This is a genomic window from Roseibium sp. FZY0029 (genome assembly GCF_036350355.1).
Classification (GTDB): domain Bacteria; phylum Pseudomonadota; class Alphaproteobacteria; order Rhizobiales; family Stappiaceae; genus Roseibium.
In genome coordinates this window covers 69566-88970 of the sequence record NZ_JAZDVZ010000009.1, presented here as the reverse complement: position 1 = coordinate 88970, position 19405 = coordinate 69566, and the positions used below count along the sequence as shown (strand labels likewise).

Here is a 19405-nt window from a genome sequence, read left to right as displayed (position 1 = left end):
GCCATGGAAACTCTCTCTTCACTGGCCGACGGCTTCGTCATCGCGCTGACCTGGCAGAACCTGCTGCTGGCCCTGCTCGGCTGTTTTCTCGGCACCATCATGGGCGCGCTGCCGGGCCTGGGCCCGTCGAATGGCGTCGCCATCCTGATCCCGCTGGCCTTCACGCTCGGCCTTGGCGCGACGCCCTCGCTGATCCTGCTGACCTCGGTCTATTACGGTGCCATGTACGGCGGGCGTATCTCGTCGATCCTTCTGAACATTCCCGGTGACGAACCGGCGATGATGACCTGTCTCGACGGCTATCCGATGGCCCAGCAGGGCCGCGCAGGCGAAGCCCTGTCCCTGTCGGGCGTCGCCTCCTTCGTCGGTGCGTTCATCGCCACCTGGGGCCTGATCCTGCTGGCACCGCAGCTCGTCAAGATCGCGCTGCTGTTCGGTCCGGCGGAATATTTCGCCCTGTTCACGCTCGCCTTCGCGACCCTTGGCGGCGTTGCCTCGACCAACCAGGCCAAGACCGCCTTCGCCGCCGCGCTCGGCATTGGTCTGGCCACCGTCGGTGTCGACACCCAGACCGGCGTTCCGCGCTTCACCTTCGGCGAAGTGCACCTTTACGACGGCATCGACTTTCTGGTTGCCATCGTCGGCCTGTTTGCGCTGTCCGAGGTCTTCCTGTTCCTGGAACACCGCCACGGCAACGCCGAAGCCAACTCCAGCAAGATTTCCGTCGGCCGGCTGATGCCCAGCTTCGCGCTCCTGAAGTCCTGCACCCCCACCATGCTGCGCACCAGTCTGCTCGGCTTCATTGCCGGCGTTCTGCCCGGTGCCGGCGCATCGCTCGGCTCGTTCATCTCCTATACCTTCGAGAAGAAACTCGTCGACAAGGAAGGCACCTTCGGCAAGGGCGACCCGCGCGGTGTCGCAGCGCCGGAAGCCGGCAACAACGCCGCCGCCGGCGGCGCATTGGTGCCGATGCTTGCGCTCGGTGTTCCCGGCTCCGGCACCACCGCCGTCTTGCTGGCGGTCCTGCTGGCGCTCAACATCACCCCGGGCCCGCTGCTGTTCACCCAGCAACCGGATGTGGTCTGGGGCCTGATCGCGGCGCTCTTCATCGCCAACTTCATGCTGCTGGCGATGAACATTCCGATGATCGGCCTGTTCACCCGCGTGCTCCTGATCCCGCCGCGCATCCTGATGCCCATCGTCGCCATGGTCAGCTTCGTCGGCATCTACGGCATCTCCGGCTCCTCCTTCGACCTCATGGTCATGGTCGGATTCGGCGTGCTCGGCTGGGTGCTGCGCAAGCTCGACGTGCCGCTGGTCCCCATCATCCTCGGCACGCTGCTCGGTAACGCCATGGAAAACAACCTGCGCCGCGCCATCAGCATCAGCAACGGCGACTGGTTCACCCTGATCGACAGCCCGCTCTCCATCGCGCTGTGGAGCCTGGCGGCCATCGGATTCATCCTGCCGATCGTCTTCGGCAAGGTGCTGAAAGCCCGCATGCGTCACATGAAGAAGGACGAGGAAGGCTCAACCATCGACTGATTGTTGCCAGCATCGCAAACAACGAAAACGCCCTCTCCCGCCGGACGAGGGCGTTTTTGGTTTGAACCTCCGCGACGGTCATTCCGCAAAGTTGCACGGCCAGAGCCGGAGCTCCTACCCGGACCCCGACGTCTGTTCACACCGCAGGTACGTCCATTTCAAAACCTAGGATCAATGATCCGTTTTGTGCTCGCTCCCGCGCGTCCTGACCCGCAGGCTTGCGGATCAGCGCGCAGCTGCACTGCACTTGTTCGGAACAACGTGCAGCGGGTGTGGTAAGGGATGTCAGCTTGCGCCTTCATTTGGAGAAAGTTCGCAAGATTTCTGCGACGCCAACTAAGCGGCCGTCCATTGTACGGCGAGCAAGCAGACCAGCCCATACCTCGGTCGTAATTTCGAATTGCACGGACCGTCCAGTCTTCTGCTGAATGACCGTCGCGCGCGTTCGAATATCGTGGCTCGTGACGAGGGTCCCGATCTTCAGTTTTACCAGATCGCAACCGCGGAGCTTGCTGTCGATGGCAAGATCAAAAAGCGCACCGCCCAGATTTGACGCTGCTTCAGGGGGTTTGTGGCACCAACTTGCTTGCCTGCGTTCCAAGGGGGCCGACCCGGTGCGGCAGGATCATATTTTGAAATATCCATATCAGTTCTCCTATGACCACCACTGGCCGGACGAAGAACGTATAGCCCCCGGTTTTATGGCTGAGCCGTCAGCAGATAAGTCGATCAAGATCGGCAATGTGGGAGATCTGAAGACGATGGGGACAGGGTCCTCCTAGTTTACGATCGATAGCCGCCACCCTCGATCAAATTTCCGCTGATCGTTAGCCTGGATCACACCGTCTTGCATGGGATTGGCGTCAGGCTGCCAGACAGTTTTCCGGCAGCGATATTGGGTGACAGGCTAAACTGTCCAACGAGGGAGATCTTAACTGCTTTATGGCCCTTTCATCGCTACAGTAGTTCCAAATTGCCGGATCATAGGCGATCTTCAACGATCCTGCCGTCCTCCAGCGTGATGATGTGATCCGCGAGATCGAGGATGCGGGAGTCGTGGGTTACCATGACGGTCGTGGTTACGCGGGCACGGCCGAGTTCCTTGAACAGGCTCACGGCCGCCATTCCGCTCACCTTGTCGAGTGCTGCGGTTGGCTCGTCGGCGAAGATGATGTCGGGATTAGACACCAGAGCCCGCGCGATGGCCACCCGCTGCTTCTGCCCTCCAGACAGGTTTCCAGGAAGATAGTCCATTCGTTCGCCCAACCCCAGCATGCCCAGAAGGTGATCTGCCGCATTGGCGTGCCTCTTCGGATCGCCCCGGCCATGGACCTTTAGGCCCATCATGACATTTTGACGGGCGGTCAGGCTATCATGCAGGTTGTGAGCCTGGAAGATAAAGCCAAGGCGCCGGCGCATATCAGTGCGAGTGATCTCGTCTGCTGCAAATAACTCCTGGTCCAGAAGTCGTATGCTGCCGGCGTATGCCCCACGCAGACATCCCATGATGGTCAGCAACGTGGTCTTGCCTGAACCCGACGGCCCCATGAGGATCGTCAGCGATCCGCGCCGGATCTCCAGGTTGATATCAAACAGGGCTTGCTTGCGGGCCTCGCCTTCGCCAAAGAAGTGGTCGAGACCTCTGACTGAAATGGCTGCATGTGTCATGAGGCCTCAGAACAGGTCAGCCGGCTGGGCGGCGGCGAGTTTGCGCATGGCGAAAAGGCCGGACAGTGTGCAGGCCATGATCGTTCCGAAAAAGACCGCGACGGCACGCGCCGGCGTCATAAAGATCGGGATATTCGTGAGATAAGCTAGCGCCTCATAAAACAGGTGAGAAAACGCCAAACCGGGCCAGAAGCCGATGGCCGCAAGGATGATCGCCTCTTCCAGGATGATCCCGACGAAGAAGACTTGACGGAAGCCCATGGCCTTGAAGGTCGCATATTCGCGGATGTGATCGGCAACGTCGGCCGACAGCACCTGATAGGCGATCACGATGCCGACAACGACGCCAATGGCCACGCCAAAGGCGAAGATCAGGCCGGTCGGACGCTCGGTCATCTGGTAACGAATCTCGTGTTCCATCGCTTGCGTGACCGCGCGGATCCGAACCGTGTCGGGCGGGTAGAGCTGCATCAACTCGGCAGCGACCCTTCCGGGATCTGCGCCGGGAGCAAGCGTCAGCAAAATATGGCTCGGCGTGGCGGAACTCCGCTGTGGGAACAGATGGAAGAAGGTCTGATCCGATACGAGGAAGACGCCGTCACCGCCGAACCCGCCACCGATAGACACGGTTCCGATCGCACTGATCTGACGGTTTTGCATCTCGAAAGAAACAGGCGCCTCCGGGCTTGCCTCGGAAAAGCTGCGCATGTCGACGAAGCGGGTCAGCGTGTCGACAAGCGCCGTGTCGGACAGGGATAGGCTGATGAGGGGATCGACCAGTGCGTTGTGGACGAAGGATCCGGCGTCGGGCGCGAGACCGAAGAACTGGATTGAGGATGAGGCTTCATGACCCGAGATCCAGGTCGAGCGCCCCATATAAACAGGCGTACCGCCCGTCACATCCGGGTGCACCCTCGCCTGGAATAATCTTTGTCGCGGCAGTGTGGCCGCATCGGACAATGTCTCGGATTCGACAGGTGACATGATCAGAAGATCCGGCTTGAAAAGCCGGTAGGGAATTGCCACTGATTCCGCCATCGATCCGGCCAGACCGAGCTGAACAAAGACGAGCACATTGGCAAAGGTCACACCGGCCAAAGCAGCCATCAGCCGCCCCGGGTGATGTATGAGCTGAAGATACCCGATGGGGAGCCGACCAAGAAGGCTTGAGAGTACACTCGTCATTGTCAGCCTCACTCTTCAGGGGCGTCCGACGTGACGGCAATCCGGGCAACGACCTCGAGGTTGACGTAAGATGCGGCACGGAGACTCGAGGCCTCGTCGAGCGCCACCGTGACCCGCAGAACACGCGCATCGGTATTCGCGGCCGGATCGTCCGCCGTAACGCTCTGCCGCCCGACAAGCGTGCCGATGCGCGAGACCGTTCCCGTCAACTTTTCCTCACCAAGCACGCCGGAGACGAGCGAAACAGCCTGACCGACCGCAACCCTCGGGACCATGGTCTGGAATACTTCGAGTTCCGCCTCCATTTGGGCCGTGTCGCCCATCCGCAAAAGCCCGTCGGCAGGAGGCCGCTCTCCGGCGCGGGCCGCCACTTCGATGATCGCCCCATCCTGCGGTGCCAACACCCGGGCCCTGTCGAGGTCGCGGCGCGCCTGTTCGACTGCGACTTCTGCCGCAGCAAGATCCGCAGTCGCCACCGCGATGTCTACCTGCTCTTCGTCCGGCCCGGGCTGATAACGGGTCAGTGACGCCCGCAGTCGGTCGAGATCGGCACGGGCCGTGTCGGCGGCCTGTTCCGCCACCTCGAGGGTCGCCTGGGTCGAGACACCCGTGCCCATCAGGGAGGTCACGCGAGCCAACTCGCGTTCGGTCCTCGTAAGCGACGCCTCTGCTCCGCGGATCTGCGCACGAAGCTCGGCTTCGGACGCTGCGACCTGAACCTTTACCTGGTAAAGTGCCGCACGCCGGATTGTAAGCGTGCTTTCCGCGCTGGTCAGAGCGGATTCAAACAGCATGAGACTGTCTAGCACGGCCAATACATCTCCTTTGGCCACGACATCTCCATCATCGACCAGTATACGGTCGATGCGCGCGTCGCCAGCACCCTGCGGAAGCGCCACAGAGACGATCCCGCCAGCTGGCTGAAGACGTCCGAGTGAAACAATATCAGTGGTTTTCATCTCAGCGACGCGCTCGGGGGAAGGCACACGGTCAACGGGAAGCGCGATCGGCTGCCGAGCACCAGCACCAGGCTCAAGTTTCGTCCAATCGAAAACGGCGCGTATGGCGGGCCTCTGAAAATAGAGACCGATGACACCACCGATCAGGAGAAGCGATACAGCGATGAGGGCCTTCAGTGGCCAACTCGACTTCCGTCTTCGGGCGATTGTCGACGAAGACTGGTCCTTGCCATTGTCGAGCAGTGGCAAGGTGATGGATACGGTCGCGTCTTCCGGGGGCCGACTAGCGGAATTCATCGCGCCTGTGCTTGCAATTCTTGCTGCGTCACCAGGCCGTTCCGATCGGCGTCGATCCGGGTGAAGGCCATGTCCTGGCGGCCAAACTTAAGGATCTTGCCAGCCTTGCCGATGTTGTCCTGAGCGTTAAGCAACAGAAGATTGTGAAACTCGGAGCGCGTCAGAGCCTTGTCGCCATCGGCATCTGCCTGGATATAGTTTTCAGCCAGTTTCTGTCTGTCGGCATCAGACATCGTCTGGGCCTGGACGCCGGACAGCGGCAACGCGACGGAAGCGACAAAAACCAGCCATGCCAATACATTATGTTTCATGTCTCTATTTCTCCTCAGCAGATGGATTGCAGTTTGTAGTAGCTGGCGCGCCCACTCCGACGGACAGAGGGAGGGCCATGACCGCCGTTCTGAACACGGCGTTCCAACTCCGGTGGCGGGCTGTCCCACAGGCGCCGCGTTGATCGAGGCGCCTGACGCCTCAGCGGCTGAAGATACGTGTTCTGGTCGCAGTACCACCGGCCGGTCCGGTGCGCGTCACGGTGCAGCTGCGGTCATTGGCGCTGCAGTTGCGGACGCGGGAAGCGGAATTGCCGAAGCGTCCGGTGGTCTCACGCGTCGCGCTGCATTCACCACCTGAGCAATTGCGGGTCTGGCTCGTCGTTCCACCATAAATTCCGGTCGCGGTACGCGTCCCCGTACAGGTGCCGTCAACGCAGGTCACGCTACGATTATAGGTCTCAACCCGTGGTGCGACCGGGGCATAGGGACGATAGTAAGACGCCCAGGACCTGTACCAAGGCTGGGCCACATAATGGGTGTTCCAGTAGGCACGGTTATAGGTCACCACGCTCACACCAACGGTGGGAGCGACTGCGGCGGATAAGACGACGAGGCCGCCTTGGTAGACTACCTGAATGTAGCTGGCGGACACCCAGCCCCGGTACTGACCGAATGCAACATCGCACCATGCATAATCAGCAACGCAGCCATGGGTGATGATACGTGAGCCCTGGGGCAATACGGTCACCACCGGATAGCTGGTCGCCGGTCCGGCGCGCAGATTGACGTTTGCCGTCGACACAGCAACGGTGGCAGCTGTTGCGGTCGTTACCCCGCCCGCCAACAGGGCCAAAATCACAAAAATCTTCTTCAGCATAATCTGCTCCATCTCCGACGATGCAATTTTTTCGTCTCGTGAGCAGTGATTTGCAGGAGCTGAATTTCAAGGGTGTTACGTATTTCGAGCGAGATGTGACAAGGTGTTTCATAGGAACCAATCTGTCGTGTTTCGACATAACTCGATCTTGCGCTACTTCTCCGATACGTGACACGATTGCTGTCATGAACAGCAAATCAGACAGAGTGATTGTCGTTGACGACGACACTGAACTCCGTGCGCTGCTGCGCCGGTTCCTTTCAGAGCATGGCTTCGAGACCCGTGCTGTGGAAAGCGGTACCGCGCTGGACAGGGAGCTGTTACGGAACCCCGCAGATGTCATCGTTCTCGATCTCATGATTCCAGGCGAAGACGGGCTTGCCATCTGCAGACGGCTTCGAGCTGCCGGTGATCAAACGCCGATCGTGATGCTCACGGCACGTGGGGATCCGATCGACCGCATTGTCGGCCTCGAAACCGGCGCCGACGACTACCTGCCCAAACCTTTCGAACCCCGCGAACTCGTGGCCCGTTTGTCAGCAGTACTCCGCCGCACGCGGGGCATGCGGGCAGTTTTGTTGGACGACGCCGTGACGGTCGGTTCCCTCGAAATCAATCTCTCGACCCGAACGGTGAAACGTGACAGCACGTCACTCAAGCTTTCCAGCCGCGAATTCGCACTGCTGGAGGCCCTGTTGCAGAGCCGCGGACGCCCGCTGAGCCGGGCTCAATTGATCGAACGCGCGCTTGGACGCGATGCGGAGGTCACAGACCGCGCGGTGGATGTTCACATTGCGCGGCTACGGCGTGCGATCGGCGACCGAGCCGGTACGCCCGAGTTGATCAAGACGGTCTGGGGCGTGGGCTACGTGCTGGTGTCCGACGGTGTTTGACTCCCTCCTGAAGCAGAACATCGCGGTCCTTGCCGCGACTATCCTTGGCGCACTTCTGGTGTCCCTGCTTCTGATCACCGCATACGTAATCCGGCCCCAAATCGAACGTTCGGCAGCAGACACGGCACAGACGATCCGGAATCTCCAGCTTTCTCTCAGACAGATGGATCCGTACCAGCAACTCCTCTTCACCGAGGCGCTGCGCGGGGACGATGAGCCCGGCCCGCTTCTTTCCGAAGCTGCGCCTGATGAGGCAGGCGGACTGCGCAGTTGGTTTACGGCATACTTCCTGCAGATACTATCAGAGGAGCACGGGATTGCGGACCCCGATGTCCTTATAGATCGTGAGGGACGGGTTTGGGTTCGCCTCGTCACAGAGGATCAACCCTATTGGCTCTCAGTCAGGACATTGCCTGCGACCGATCCAGTGGTTGGCGTGCTCTTGGCATCCGCAGTCGCATTGCTTGCTTCTCTCGCTGGCGGGATCACACTGCAACGAAAGGTCGCTCGACCGCTGAAGCGTCTGGAGGACGCGGTCGGACTTATGTCCAGCCCGTCCTATATCTACGAGAACGCCATCCAGAGTCCGCGCGAGATCGCTGCGGTCTCCGGCGCGCTCAAAGATATGTCGCATCGGTTACAAACGGCAGAGGCTGACCGCGCGCTGATGCTGGCTGGCGTCAGTCACGATTTGCGGACGCCCCTGACCAGGCTGCGCCTGTCACTTGCTATGATGAAGAATGCCGATCCCGATCTCGTTTCTGGTGCGGAGCGCAACGTGATCCGGATTGAAACCATGCTGCGTCAATTCCTCGACTTCGCCCGAGGATTTGAGGTGGAAGAGACGCGGGCAGTTCCATTGCGACCGCTTCTGGCGCAAGCAATCGAGTCAAGTGATCGGCCGGACGCCGTAGCACTCGATGCGCCGACCGATCATGTGGTTTGGGTTCGGGATGCAGCTCTTCTCAGAGCTGTCGAGAACCTTCTGACCAATGCACTCCGATACGGAAAATCCCCGGTCAGCGTAAGCGCACGCACTGATGGCGGAGACCTGCTGATCGAGGTACGAGATTCGGGGCCAGGCATCTCACCTGGAGAAGCACCAGACCTCATGCGCCCGTTTGCACGAGGCGATATTGCACGCGGTGGAGAAGGCACAGGCCTCGGATTAGCCATCGTCGATCAGGTGGCAAGGACCCACGGTGGAAACCTCGAATTCGTACAAGCGGAAAGGGCCTTCACAGTCCGTTTGCGCATTCCGCAACGGATCAAGGCCTGAGCGGGCAGTCGCTTGTCCATCGCGCACAGTCTTCCGGGTGGACGAACCACAACGTTTGAGGATGCATGTCTTAATTTGGAGGGTACCGAGCAAGAAGTTTCGTCGCTTACACGTGACGATAAGGGTTTAGCTGGAGGTAGCCGTCCAAGCGCGGACCGAAACCTACGTCCGCTTCCCAATACACATATGAAGACCTTTACGACCGAGATGGGGACGCGAAGCCGCCATTTTTTGAAACCACGACCAATGCCCGCTCCGGGGCCGGAAGCCGACTGAACTCGCGCGGAACAAGCTTGTCCGCTTTCCCAGCAGCTGGGTCTAACCCGCCAGTCCGCACCAGGCCCCTACCCCGCCATCTCAACAATAGCAAACAACCCAAAAGACCGCCCCACCGGGTTCCCTCACCCATAATCAAGGTCGATCAGTTCCACCTTCGGCACCTCGTCCTTGTGAGACACCAGGAAATTCGACTGGAGGCCGAAGACGTTGCCTTGAAGGAACCGCGGCACCACAAAGCCCGGGCGGAACGCCGCCTGCCGGTTCCACCCGGCATAAAGAAACAGATGATGGCCCGTTGCCGCGCAGAGTTTTGACACGAGGGCACGGGTTCGGCCGGAGCCAGGTGATCGGGTCTCCCGCTGGAGACTTGCCGTGATCAGCAGCACCTTGACACCCCGGATCCTGCGCGGTGAAGCCAGCAGCGCATAGCTGCCGTCGCTTGCCATGAGATAGCGATGAACGGGAGAGCTGATACGCCGCCGGAACTGCACCTTGCTCCACAGCAGACCGTCCTTCGACCGCTCGCCCGCAATCCTGTCATACGCTGCCACCATCTCATCGAGATCGCTCATGACGGATATTGCCGCTGCTCCCGGTCTCCACGCGATGCCCGAGGAGACCCCGACGCGCATCGGCAGGACCTCATACTGGTTCAGCCTGAAAAAGCGCCGGTTGAGAAGCCGCGCGCCCGGATTCGGGTACGTGTAGATGCGCGTGATCTGCTCGGCGCCCAGAGCCGCCTTCAGTTTCCGGTAGATCGCACTGACGGTCGCAAAGTCCCTGTGGTCCGGCGAAACGAAGAGATCGACCAGTTCAGCCGCCCGTTCAACCTTGCCGTTGCAGGCGAAGCGTTTGAGAATTGCGGCGGCCTGGCCGATCTTTTCTCCACCGGCAAAGGCCGAAGCGACGATGACCCTGTCGTAGCCGTTTTCAACAGTCCATCTGAACCGCTCGAAAGACAATTCCGCGCCTGATTTCCCGAACGCACGGCACGCGAGCGCGGATGTTTTCTCAGCGTCGAACTCATCCGCCAGCTCAACTTTAAGCTTTAATTCCAACGTGTATTCACCTAGGTTTTAAAAAGTTGTATTTTTTCACGACTTTCGCGGAAATTGAAAGGACATTCGATATGAGCGTCGCCGATTTTACCTTTGGCATGCACGTCCTTAACAACAGCTGGAACACCTCCGGTGCGCCGGCTCATTCCGGGCTGTCGACCGACGACATGATCGACCTTGCCGTTCAGGGCGGGTCGGGCATTCTGCGTATTCCCGTGGATCTTTCCATGGTCACCGCCAGTGGGCCGCCCCAGTGGCAGCTCGATATTTTTGCAGATGTGCTTCAGAAAGCTGCGCAGAACAACGTCAAGGTGATTTTCGAACCGGGCCAGACGCCCCTGGACCTGCTGCCGCCGGGCTCAAACGTCGGCGACGTGCCAAGCGCACAATGGGCGATCGAGGCTCTGGCCGACCGCTTCGCGAGCCTGGTCGAAGCGGTTCACAGCAGCTTCCCCGCCTATGCCGACACCATCGCCGGCTGGGAAGTGGGGAACGAGCCCAACCTCAGCTATCAATATACCGGCACCTATTATGGCGGCCAGGGAGACCCGAACAACCCACGGTTCTACGCCGTCAGCACCGAAAACGCGGAATATTACGCCCGCTACTTGTATGCGGTGAACGAAGCGGTCAAGGATGTGGAAACCAGCCTCACCCAGGACATCAAGGTCATCGGCGCAGGCATCGCCCATAACGACTACGCCTATATGGACACGATGTTCGCCACGCTGAAAAACCTCGGCGCGGACATCGATGGTTTCACCATCCACCCCTACACAATCTACGACTACAACGCGACGACGCCGCAGTCCGGTCGCCCGACCGACTGGGTGCCCAACCCGACGGACGCAGCCTCCTCCTGGGACTACTACCACAGCTTCCAGGGCGCGCTTTACAGCGTGCAGTATCTGAAGGACTACCACGGCTTCGGCGACGCCGAGCTCTGGATCACCGAATTCGGCGTGCCATCCTATGCCGGTTATCGCGGCGCCGGTGCGGCCGGCGAAATCGATCAGGCCAACTTCTTCGCCGAAGCCATCGGCGTTCTCGACAGCTGGGACAACGGCGACCTCAAGGGCGTCATGGCCCATATGGTGCTCGACAACTACTACAAGGAAACCAACGACGGCTATAATGCCTATGACGGCAACAGCAGCAACGACGGCAACACCTCCATCGCGGAAGGCTCCTTCGGCCTTTATGGCCGCTATGCCGACGGCACGATCTACGCCAAGCCGGTGGTCGGCTTCCTGCAGGCGGTAACCTCCGGCACCGATTTCTCCAATCCCAACATCCGCATCCTGAACGTCGTAAGCTCCAATTCGGTCGACATTTCAGGCTGGGGGTCGAACGGTGTCGGTTACATGGACGGCTATGTCGTCCTCACAAATGACGGCGACGACAGCCTCCAGGGCTCCGCCTTCAGCGACAGCCTGTTTGCCGGCAACGGCAACGATACGGTGAACGGCAACGGCGGCGACGACCGCATCTACGGCGGCCAGGGCAACGATATCCTCTCCGGCAACGCCGGCGACGACGACCTTTACGGCAACACCGGCGACGACCGGCTGAACGGCGGCACAGGCAGCAACCGCATCGATGGCGGCACCGGTTGGGACACCGTCGTCGTTGACGGATCGAGCAGCGCCTACACCTGGTCCGGCAATGGCTGGTACGTGTCGCTCAGCGCCAACAACGGCTCCCAATTCACAGCTGCAATCAATGTCGAGGAAATCTATTTCGCCGGAGACAACGTCACGGTGACACTCACCGACACGGACATTGCCCGCGGCAACGGCGGCGTTGCCGGAACGTCGGCGGACGCGACGGCACCGACACCCGTCGATGACACAACCGCGGTCGCCCCTGGCGGCTCTGTCACGATCAACGTCCTTGCCAACGACACCGACCCGAACGGCGACACGCTGACCATCACCCAGATCAACGGCGTCAACATGCAGCCAGGCTGGCAGACATGGGTCGCCGGCGCGGATGGCCTCGCCATCTACAACACCGACGGCACGCTGACCTACCAGCCCTCAGCCTCGGCAAGCGGGATCAAGACCTTCACCTACACGGTGTCCGACGGCAACGAGACCGCAACGGCAACCGTTACTGCGACGGTCGCGCCGATCGCAACGACACCCACCCCTTCGAACGATGCCGCCCAGGTCGCCGCCGGTGGTTCGGTGACGATCGACGTCCTGGCCAACGACACCGACCCCAACGGCGACACGCTGACCATCACCCAGATCAACGGTGTCAACATGCAGCCGGGATGGCAGACATGGGTGGCCGGAGCGGACGGGCTGGTGATCTACAACACCGACGGCACGCTGACCTATCAGCCGTCGCCTTCTGCGACGGGCACCAAGACCTTCACCTACACGGTGTCCGACGGAAACGAGACAGCGACGGCAACCGTCACCGCGACCATCGTTCCAACGACGCCGACACCCGCAGACGACACCGCCAATGTCGCCCCTGGTGGCTCGGTGACCATCGATGTTCTGGCGAACGACACCGACCCCAACGGCGATACGCTGACCATCACCCAGATCAACGGCGTCGACATGCAGCCGGGATGGCAGACATGGGTGGCCGGCGCGGATGGTCTCGTCATCTACAATACCGACGGCACGCTGACCTATCAGCCCTCCGCCTCCGCAACCGGCACCAAAAGCTTTACCTACACGGTGTCCGACGGCAACGAGACCGCAACGGCAACCGTCACGGCGACGGTCGCGCCGGTGGCAACGGCCCCGGCACCGGCCGACGACACGGCACAAGTGTCTTCCGGCGGCTCCGTCACGATCGACGTCCTTGCCAACGACACCGATCCCAACGGCGACGCGCTGACCATCACCCAGATCAACGGTGTCGACATGCAGCCCGGCTGGCAGACCTGGGTGTCCGATGCGGACGGGCTGGTCATCTACAACACCGACGGCACGTTGACCTATGAGCCATCCTCATCCGCAAGCGGGACCAAGAGCTTCAGCTATACCGTTTCGGACGGCAACGAGACCTCGACCGCAACCGTCTCGGTGACCATCGGAACCGCACCCCAACCGGCGGCGGTGAAATACACCGGGGTCAACCTCTCCAGCATGGAGTTCGGAAGTGCCGATATCGGCCAGCTCTGGACCGATTACGGCACCAACGGCATCGAGCATTACAATTACTGGGCCAATGCCGGCGCCAACACTGTCCGACTGCCCTTCACCTGGGAGCGTGTGCAGCACACCGCCAACGGTCCGCTGGACGCGGGGTATCTGCAGCTCATCAAGGATTCGGTTGCCCACGCGCAGGCCAACGGGCAGTTGATCATCCTCGACATGCATAATTTCGGATCCTATTTCGACCAGGAAATGTCGAACGGCTCGCAAGGCCTCAAGACGGCTTTCATGGACGTATGGACGAAACTCGCCAACGAGTTCAAGGACGAGCCGAATGTCTGGTTCGACATCATGAACGAACCCCATGACATAGCCGCCGCCACCTGGATGGAATACGCCCAGGCCGCGACGGACGCGATCCGGGCGACGGGCGCGACCAACAAGCTGCTGATCCCGACCGTCGACTGGTCCGGCGCACACCGCTTCAACGATCCAGGCTACCAGAACGAGGAAGCCATCTACGAGGCCTTCCACGATCCGGCCGGCAATTATGCCTTCGAGGTGCATCAGTATCTGGACAGCGACAGCAGCGGCACGTCCCCTGACGCGGTCGACGGAAAGGGCGCGGTGGTGCTGCAAGGGGCGACCGCCTGGGCGCGCGCGAACGGGTTCGAGCTGTTCCTCGGAGAGTTCGGCGTGGCGGCGGACGGTGCCAACGCCGATGAATATGTGGATCTGCTGAACCACATGAACGCCAACGGGGATGTCTGGCTCGGCTGGACCGCCTGGGGTGCAGGCGAATGGTGGCCGACCACTTATCACTATTATCTCGGCGCCAACGACGGCACGGGAACGGACATCCTGGACGACTTCTTCAATGCCGCTCCGGTGGATTTCGAAAACGGCGTGGCCGGGCTTGACGGCGTCGCGTCCCACTTCTCGGGTAACGGCAACAACACCTTCGTCGCAACAGCCGGGCATGACGCCTTTTTCTTCGGCTCTCCGGAAACGGGCCACGACACGATCACCGGCTTTGCGGCCGGTGCAGGATCCGACGATGTGCTCGTATTCGACAGCTCCGTCTTTGCCGACGTCGACAGCCTGATCGCTGCCACCTCCGACAACGGCACCGACACGACTATCACGATCGATGCGAACAACAGCATCGTTGTGACAGGCCATGTGCTGGCCGACTTCCACAATGACGATGTGATCTTCGTCTGAGCGAAGGTCATTTCGTCAGTCAAAATCAGCGTCGCTCGGGCCGCGGCCCGGGCGGCGCATCCGGCTTCCGGTCGCCGCCGATACGTCGACGCACGACAATGCGCAGATTTTACACTAGCGAAAGGTCCCCACGGTAAACTGGCCGAAATCTCCAATAGACGAGAGCCAGATGCCCTCTTCCAGTACCGCTGCCATCGAAATTCTCGATCTTCACAAGCGCTTCAGCGAACCTGCCGTCAACGGACTTTCACTGCGCGTGCGTGAAGGCGAATTCTATGCCTTGCTGGGCCCGAACGGTGCGGGCAAGACAACGACGCTGCGGATGGTGGCCGGATTGCTTCAGGCCGATGCGGGCACTGTCAGGATCTGCGGCATCGACGCCTTTGCGGACCCGATTGCCGCCAAGCAGGTTCTGGCCTGGGTGCCGGACGAACCCATGGTCTATGACAAGCTGACGCCGCTGGAATATCTTGAATTCGTGGCAGGCCTCTGGAGCATGTCGCCGGACCTCGCGCGCTTCAAAGCCGATACGCTGCTCGACTCCTTCGGGCTTGGTCCCCAAGCCAATGAACGCTGTGGCGGGCTCTCGAAGGGAATGCGCCAGAAAGTGGCGCTTGCCGGAGCCCTGATCCATGAACCGCGTTTGATCATCCTGGATGAGCCGCTCACCGGACTTGATGCGGGATCTGCACGGCAGGTGAAGAAGGTGCTATCCGGTCTTGTTGCACAGGGAGTGTCGATCATCATGACGACACACATCCTTGAAGTCGCGGAGCGCATGGCCGACCGGATCGGGATTATCGCACGCGGACAACTCGTTGCCGAAGGAACGCTGGAGGAGCTGCGCGAACGCGCGAGCGCCGGTGGCAATTCGCTTGAGGATATTTTCCTCGAAATCGTGGGCGGCGCCGAAGGCGAGGCACTTGAGCGCGAGGCCGACCGCCTTGACGAGAAGGTGGCATGAGAGCGATAGCGGCACCGGCCGCCCTGATGCGTTTTTCACGGCATGAATTGCGGCTCGCCTGGCGCGACTGGGCCTGGATCTTTTCTGGCTGGCGCAACACGAGCCTGCGCCGCGCGCTGATTGGCATGGGCCTGTTCTATGCGATCATGCATCTGATCGCATACGCCGTGCTTTCCCCCCATTTCGCCTCGGGACTGGAGCTCGATCAGACCGCACTGGCAGTGCTTTCGGTCACGGTCCTGCTCAGCTTCACCATGATGCTGTCTCAGGCAATGGAATCCGTAACGCGCGCGTTCTACGCCCGGGATGACCTCGACCTGATATTGTCTTCTCCAGCACCTTCCCGTGACTTGTTTCTCGTGCGCATCGTGATGATGGCTTTGACAAGCTGGGCAATGTCGGCGCTGGTCATTTCTCCATTCCTCAACGTTTCGGTGGCGCTTGGCGGAGAGCGCTGGATTGCCGGATATGTGGTTCTCCTGGCGGCGTCTCTGACGGCAACCGGCGCCGGTGTATTGATCACACTCGCGCTGTTTCGCACGGTTGGCGCACAGCGCACGCGCTTCTACGCGCAAATATTGGCTGCGGTTGTCGGCGCCACCTTCCTGATCGGAATGCAGGTGGTTGCGATCCTTTCCTTCGGGTCGATGTCCCGGTTCACGCTCTTTGATCCAGCCTTCCTGGCAAACCACGCGCCGGATGCAGGTTCGCCATGGTGGTTCCTCTCCCACGCGGTGGCCGGACAGACCAGTGCAACGTTTCTGGTCTTCGCGGTTTCCCTGGTGTTTTTTGCAGTCGGCGCTTGGCGCGGCGCGGTCCAGTTCCGCAGCATTGTTGTGCTGGCACTCGGTGTCACGGAAAAGACCCCGCGCGGACGCACATCAGAACGGGCCTTCCGCGGGTATTCACCGCTCGGGGCACTCGTTCACAAGGAACTCAAGCTGATCGTGCGCGATCCCTGGCTGGTTTCCCAGACGTTGATGCAAGTCCTCTATCTCATCCCGCCGGCTGTTATGCTCTGGGTCAGTTTTGGACATAACGTTGAGATTTCCGTGACAGTCGCCCCGGTTGTTGTCATGGCCGTCGGACAGCTTGCCGGTGGCCTTGCCTGGCTGACCATATCCGGTGAGGACGCGCCCGATCTGATCGCAACGGCCCCCATCTCAGCATCGACCCGCCTGTGGGCGAAGGTCTTGTCGGTCCTGACACTCATCGCAGCGATACTGCTGCCGATTGTTTTGTGTCTGGCGCTCATTTCCGCATGGGGCGCCCTGGTCACCGCAGTCGGCGCCCTGACCGCGGCAGCAAGTGCAATCCTGGTTCAACTCTGGTTTCGCGCGCAGGCCAAACGCACCAATTTCCGGCGCCGGCAAGTCGCCTCAAAGGCCTCGACGCTCGCGGAGGCCTCGGCGTCCATTGCTTGCGCCGCTGCCACAGCACTTCTCGCGGCAGGAAGCCCGTTGGCACTCCTGCCAGTTGTCCTGCTCCTGTGCGTGCTTGGGGTCGCCTGGAGCATCCGTCCGAAGCACAGCGCAGCAGCCTAGGGCACGTACGGTTCCCTCTTCCAAACGGACGAAAGAGTGCCTTTTCGCTTTAGATCTCGGTCCGCATCCGGTAGCCGGGTGCGAAGATCAGGCGGACGTGGGTAATCGGCAGGGCGCCGGACCAGGTGATGCGTTCCATGGCAAAAAGGGCGGCGCCCGTGGTGGCATCGAGTTTGCGGGACAAGGTCTTGTCGGCACTGACGGCGAAGAAGGAAATGTCGCCGTGGCTGTAGGGCGCGTTGTGAACCAGCCACTCGTTGGCGCTGACGTCCTCAAACGTCATGTCGCGGGCCGCGGGGGCCGCTTCCAGGTTGATGTAGCGTTCCTCGAAGACGTAAGGGCGGTCATCGGCAAAGTGCAGCGTCTTTAAGAACAGGACGTCCGCGCCGAGCGACACCTGGAATGCGCCATGCAGCATTGGCGGCAGGGGGCGAAAGTCCCTTTCCAAAAGGCTGTGCCGGTAGGTGCGGCCGAGGGCTTCGACCTCCTCGCGCATGATCGGGATGGTGAGCGTCGCACGCTGGGGCGGGTTGAGCGCGACCCGCGTTCCCGCCCGTCGCTTGCGCACCACAAGGCCGCTTGCGGCCAGATCCCGCAGCGCCCGGTTGACGGTGGTGCGGGCACAGCCAAACTCTTCGGCAAGATCGGCCTCATGGGGAATCTGCTCTCCCGGCTGCCAGATCCGGTCATGGATGCGGCGAAGAAGTTCTTCGCGTATCCCCGTCCAGGAATTTGTGTCCGCCAGCGCCAAGTCGTCTTACCTGTTCAAGTCGTTCTTAAAAGCCAGTCTTTTAAAGCCGGGCGCGCAGCGAGGCCATGGTGGCCCGGTATTTCGCGCGGATGGCGTTGCCTTTTACATGGTTTCCGCCGGAAACAACATGCCGGCCCGCGGACCAGACCTCGGTGACCATCCGGTCGTCACCGGCAAAGATCCAGGCATCGAGGATTTCATCGCCTTCCCGGCCTTCCAGATCGATGGCCGTGCCATCCAGCGCGACGAGATCGGCAAGCGATCCTTCCGATATCCTGCCTGCTGCACGGCCGGCTGCCTGCGCGCCACCAGCCACCACGCCGTCGAACAGCACCCGTCCGGTGGATTTTTCCTTCGTGGCGACAGAAGCCCGGCAGGTGTCGCGCAGACGCTGCGAATACTCCAGCGTGCGCAGCTCTTCCGATAGCGCGATGCGGATGTTGGAATCAGAGCCGACGCCAAAGCGCCCGCCGGCGGCCAGATAATCGACACCGTCGAAGATCCCGTCGCCAAGGCTGGATTCCGTGATCGGACACAGGCCCGCAACGGCGCCGGTCGCAGCAAGGCCTGCAGTTTCCTGAGAGGTCATCTGCGTGCAGTGGATCAGGCACCAGTTTTCGGACACCGCGTGGTTGGCGAGCAGCCATTCCACCGGGCGCTGCCCCGTGGCCGCCAGAACCTCGTCCACTTCCGGGATCTGTTCGGCAAGATGCATGTGCAGCGGATTGCCGCTGGCAAGGGAAACGGCGTTCTTCAGGCTGTCTGCGTCCACCGCCCGAAGCGAATGCGGCGCAACGCCGATGACCGCGTCATCCGGCAGGGATTTGAGCGCCTGGGACGCAAGCTCGTGCAGCTTCTGGAAGCGGTCGAAATCATTGCCGAAGCGGATCTGCCCGGCCGCCAACGGGCGCCCGTCGCAACCGCCGAACTGATAATGAACCGGCAGATGCGTAAGGCCGATGCCGGTGTCGCTTGCCGCCGCCATGATGCGCTCCGACATTTCCGCCAGATTGGCGTAGGGCGCCCCGCCCGGCTGGTGATGCAGATAGTGGAACTCGCCAACGGCGGCATAGCCTGCCTCCAGCATTTCCATCTGCACGAAGGCGGCAATCGCTTCCACGTCTTCCGGCGTCAGAGCATCCAGGAAGCGGAACATGATCTGGCGCCAGGTCCAGAAACTGTCGCGGTTTTCGCTGCCGCGCCGCTCGCTCATGCCGGCCATTGCCCGCTGAAAGGCATGGCTGTGCAGATTGACCGGCGCCGGCAGAAGAATGCCAACACGCGCGCCCTGAGGGGCAGCACCGCGTTCAACGGAGGCGATCCGGCCGTCCGACCCGATCGAGACAGCGACATTTTTCGCCCAGCCATCGGCCAGTAGCGCCTTTTCCGCAAAAACCGTCGCGCCCGAAACTGTCGACATGTCGTCTTTTCCTCCGTTGACACCTTAATATGTGCATGCATATTATCTTATATCGCAATCTAATCAAGCCG

Annotated in this window: 14 protein-coding genes; 6 read left to right on the top strand and 8 right to left on the bottom strand. The window is 61.0% G+C overall.

Translation table 11 applies throughout. The features are described from left to right. Positions 1-3 precede the first annotated feature (3 nt). The gene (locus tag V1T76_RS23215) at positions 4-1545 is read left to right on the top strand and encodes a tripartite tricarboxylate transporter permease (RefSeq protein ID WP_330563065.1); all 1542 of its coding nucleotides are present in this window, start codon (positions 4-6) and stop codon (positions 1543-1545) included. Between the two features lie 981 nt (positions 1546-2526). Here V1T76_RS23215 and V1T76_RS23205 read toward each other — a convergent pair. The 5 genes from V1T76_RS23205 to V1T76_RS23185 form a co-directional block, all read right to left on the bottom strand. Then, positions 2527-3213 (bottom strand): ATP-binding cassette domain-containing protein, encoded by a 687-nt coding sequence (locus tag V1T76_RS23205; RefSeq protein WP_330563064.1) that lies wholly within the window; start codon positions 3211-3213, stop codon positions 2527-2529. 6 nt (positions 3214-3219) lie between these two features. Next, a complete protein-coding gene (locus tag V1T76_RS23200; protein WP_330563063.1) occupies positions 3220-4320 on the bottom strand; it encodes an FtsX-like permease family protein in 1101 nt (366 codons plus the stop codon). A gap of 86 nt (positions 4321-4406) precedes the next feature. Then, entirely contained in the window at positions 4407-5654 is a 1248-nt protein-coding gene (locus V1T76_RS23195) for an HlyD family efflux transporter periplasmic adaptor subunit (RefSeq protein ID WP_330563062.1), read from the bottom strand. Further along, positions 5651-5965, bottom strand: coding sequence for a hypothetical protein (locus tag V1T76_RS23190; RefSeq protein WP_330563061.1), 315 nt, complete (start codon positions 5963-5965; stop codon positions 5651-5653). The genes V1T76_RS23195 and V1T76_RS23190 overlap by 4 nt, the downstream gene beginning before the upstream one ends. A gap of 160 nt (positions 5966-6125) precedes the next feature. After that, complete coding sequence (locus V1T76_RS23185; RefSeq protein ID WP_330563060.1) at positions 6126-6785, bottom strand: SH3 domain-containing protein; 660 nt, start codon at positions 6783-6785, stop codon at positions 6126-6128. 203 nt (positions 6786-6988) lie between these two features. Here V1T76_RS23185 and V1T76_RS23180 point away from each other — a divergent pair, with 203 nt between their 5' ends. Continuing rightward, complete coding sequence (locus V1T76_RS23180) at positions 6989-7696, top strand: response regulator (protein WP_330563059.1); 708 nt, start codon at positions 6989-6991, stop codon at positions 7694-7696. Between the two features lie 58 nt (positions 7697-7754). Beyond that, positions 7755-8975 (top strand): ATP-binding protein, encoded by a 1221-nt coding sequence (locus V1T76_RS23175; RefSeq protein WP_330563058.1) that lies wholly within the window; start codon positions 7755-7757, stop codon positions 8973-8975. Between the two features lie 401 nt (positions 8976-9376). On the opposite strand, the gene V1T76_RS23170 is transcribed toward V1T76_RS23175, so the two are convergent. Continuing rightward, positions 9377-10312, bottom strand: coding sequence for a hypothetical protein (locus V1T76_RS23170; protein WP_330563057.1), 936 nt, complete (start codon positions 10310-10312; stop codon positions 9377-9379). A gap of 71 nt (positions 10313-10383) precedes the next feature. Here V1T76_RS23170 and V1T76_RS23165 point away from each other — a divergent pair, with 71 nt between their 5' ends. The 3 genes from V1T76_RS23165 to V1T76_RS23155 all read left to right on the top strand — a co-directional run bounded on the left by V1T76_RS23165 (position 10384) and on the right by V1T76_RS23155 (position 17163). Beyond that, positions 10384-14655 (top strand): Ig-like domain-containing protein, encoded by a 4272-nt coding sequence (locus V1T76_RS23165; protein ID WP_330563056.1) that lies wholly within the window; start codon positions 10384-10386, stop codon positions 14653-14655. Positions 14656-14824: 169 nt separating this feature from the next. Then, positions 14825-15619 (top strand): ABC transporter ATP-binding protein, encoded by a 795-nt coding sequence (locus V1T76_RS23160; RefSeq protein ID WP_330563055.1) that lies wholly within the window; start codon positions 14825-14827, stop codon positions 15617-15619. Further along, on the top strand, positions 15616-17163 hold the full coding sequence (locus V1T76_RS23155; RefSeq protein ID WP_330563054.1) for a permease: 1548 nt from the start codon (positions 15616-15618) through the stop codon (positions 17161-17163). The genes V1T76_RS23160 and V1T76_RS23155 overlap by 4 nt, the downstream gene beginning before the upstream one ends. Positions 17164-17212: 49 nt before the next feature. Here the strand turns inward: V1T76_RS23155 and V1T76_RS23150 are convergent, their stop codons facing one another. Continuing rightward, positions 17213-17914, bottom strand: coding sequence for a GntR family transcriptional regulator (locus tag V1T76_RS23150; protein WP_330563053.1), 702 nt, complete (start codon positions 17912-17914; stop codon positions 17213-17215). 40 nt (positions 17915-17954) lie between these two features. Continuing rightward, the gene (locus V1T76_RS23145; RefSeq protein WP_330563052.1) at positions 17955-19334 is read right to left on the bottom strand and encodes a formimidoylglutamate deiminase; all 1380 of its coding nucleotides are present in this window, start codon (positions 19332-19334) and stop codon (positions 17955-17957) included. Between the last annotated feature and the right edge of the window lie 71 nt (positions 19335-19405).

Coding starts and splice junctions, on each gene's coding strand:
- V1T76_RS23215 (WP_330563065.1), top strand. CDS start 4: ATGGAAACTCTCTCTTCACTGGCCGACGGCTTCGTCATCGCGCTGACC.
- V1T76_RS23205 (WP_330563064.1), bottom strand. CDS start 3,213: ATGACACATGCAGCCATTTCAGTCAGAGGTCTCGACCACTTCTTTGGC.
- V1T76_RS23200 (WP_330563063.1), bottom strand. CDS start 4,320: ATGGCTGCTTTGGCCGGTGTGACCTTTGCCAATGTGCTCGTCTTTGTT.
- V1T76_RS23195 (WP_330563062.1), bottom strand. CDS start 5,654: ATGAATTCCGCTAGTCGGCCCCCGGAAGACGCGACCGTATCCATCACC.
- V1T76_RS23190 (WP_330563061.1), bottom strand. CDS start 5,965: ATGAAACATAATGTATTGGCATGGCTGGTTTTTGTCGCTTCCGTCGCG.
- V1T76_RS23180 (WP_330563059.1), top strand. CDS start 6,989: ATGAACAGCAAATCAGACAGAGTGATTGTCGTTGACGACGACACTGAA.
- V1T76_RS23165 (WP_330563056.1), top strand. CDS start 10,384: ATGAGCGTCGCCGATTTTACCTTTGGCATGCACGTCCTTAACAACAGC.
- V1T76_RS23160 (WP_330563055.1), top strand. CDS start 14,825: ATGCCCTCTTCCAGTACCGCTGCCATCGAAATTCTCGATCTTCACAAG.
- V1T76_RS23155 (WP_330563054.1), top strand. CDS start 15,616: ATGAGAGCGATAGCGGCACCGGCCGCCCTGATGCGTTTTTCACGGCAT.
- V1T76_RS23145 (WP_330563052.1), bottom strand. CDS start 19,334: ATGTCGACAGTTTCGGGCGCGACGGTTTTTGCGGAAAAGGCGCTACTG.